The 1,454-nt window shown below is 56.7% G+C and carries 2 protein-coding genes; both read right to left on the bottom strand.

Features of this window, described 5'->3' with window-relative positions; all coding sequences use genetic code 11:
• Window positions 1–71: 71 nt before the first annotated feature.
• Entirely contained in the window at window positions 72–620 is a 549-nt protein-coding gene (locus tag G4L39_RS09475) for a hypothetical protein (protein ID WP_165107760.1), read from the bottom strand.
• Window positions 617–1,454 (bottom strand): RHS repeat domain-containing protein (locus G4L39_RS09480; RefSeq protein ID WP_205880917.1); only part of this gene is annotated, 838 nt, incomplete at its 5' end. The genes G4L39_RS09480 and G4L39_RS09475, both read right to left, overlap by 4 nt.

The following is a 1,454-nucleotide window of genomic DNA, read 5'->3' on the forward strand; positions in this document are numbered from 1 at the left end:
GACGCCATTACCAACATGGTGGATACCGAATGGTTCACTCACCTATCAACACCATCGTGCCCGGTCGCGTGTCATTTAGAACCCTCCACGTTCTCCACCGCGTCAGGCACGGAGTCACGGGGCCTGATGAAGACACGACCCCTGTACTGCTTGCCGTCGCTATAGGGGAGGCGATACAAGACTTCGCCATCGCGCAGAACAATAAAACCGTCCCCGTATGCATAACTAATCTCTCCGGTGGTGTATAACCGCCTGTAATAATACCAGTACAACTTTCCGCCCTCCTTGAGGTGTCGCTTGATCTCATCATAGTAGGAGAACTCTTCCTCCCGACTCTTTGCCCACACGGCCCTCCGCCGGGCCAGGTACGCCCGGAGTTCCTCCGGATCATTCAGCCGCCTTTCGACCCCGTTGGCAAAACCCTCCAATCCTTCCCAGCCGAACATAGCCGTCATTTCTACCGGTTCCAACACTGCCGGATGCAATCGCATGTAAATGGCCTCTTCCGGGTGCTTGAGCTGAAACCTCAGGGCCTCGTCGAGGTCGAGGTGTTTGGTCGCACATCCAGACAGAAGACAAGCCAGCACACCAGTGATCAAGAATCTGTTACGCTGTTTCATGGGCGACAAGGCTCGCAACAATCTCTAAACGCCGGTGATGTACGCGGGCATGCTTGCCCGACGTGGTTGGTATACACAACATGGACTGCTCCAGCCCAGTCCAAGGTAACTTCGTAATCAAATGAGATGCGAATCCGCCTCCGCGTGTAGTCGCAAACAATCGAGCCGTTGGTGATCTGCAAACTGACGTTATAACCGGGGCTGGCCAAGCAATCAACCACACATCCGACAAACTTCTGTGTCAGCTCTTTCCCAAGCGCAAGGTCCTCCCCCTGGGTGAGCTCCTCGAAGGATGGCAGCCCTTTATTATCTTTATCTTCCCGTTCTTGACACATGCGCATCAACTTTCCGCAAAGGAAATTGAAATTGACTTTGTCGCCTATCTTTTCCATGCCGGTTTTCACAGCACACTTTGCTGCGCATACCAGCGCCCGCCGCACAATGTCGGGGGGATTGGGCATTGGAGGGCGGCGCGGCGGAGGAGTCGAAGGCCGTCGCACATGTGTCGCCAAGCCTTCCACGTCAACATCCTCAATCGGGCTGTTAATCAACGCCGCATAAATGTTGGCGCCGCCACTCTCCTCCAGTGGATCCCTGCTCAACCACCTCCCCAGGGCGGGACTGTAGGCCCGGTATTCGTACAGCACCAGGCCCGTCGCGTCCTCCGACCGCTTCGTGCTGAAGCGGAACGGATTCGAACCTGCCGCGGCGCCCGTCAGCCGCAAGGGCTCCCCAAACGGTCCATACTCGTACCGGGCAGTTTCGGTACCGGTGCTCGCCGAGACCAGGGTCCACACGTTCCCGTTGCCGTCATACGTCACAAAGTGCACTCCC

The organism is Limisphaera ngatamarikiensis (assembly GCF_011044775.1).
Taxonomy (GTDB): domain Bacteria; phylum Verrucomicrobiota; class Verrucomicrobiia; order Limisphaerales; family Limisphaeraceae; genus Limisphaera; species Limisphaera ngatamarikiensis.

Coding starts and splice junctions, on each gene's coding strand:
- G4L39_RS09475 (WP_165107760.1), bottom strand. CDS start 620: ATGAAACAGCGTAACAGATTCTTGATCACTGGTGTGCTGGCTTGTCTT.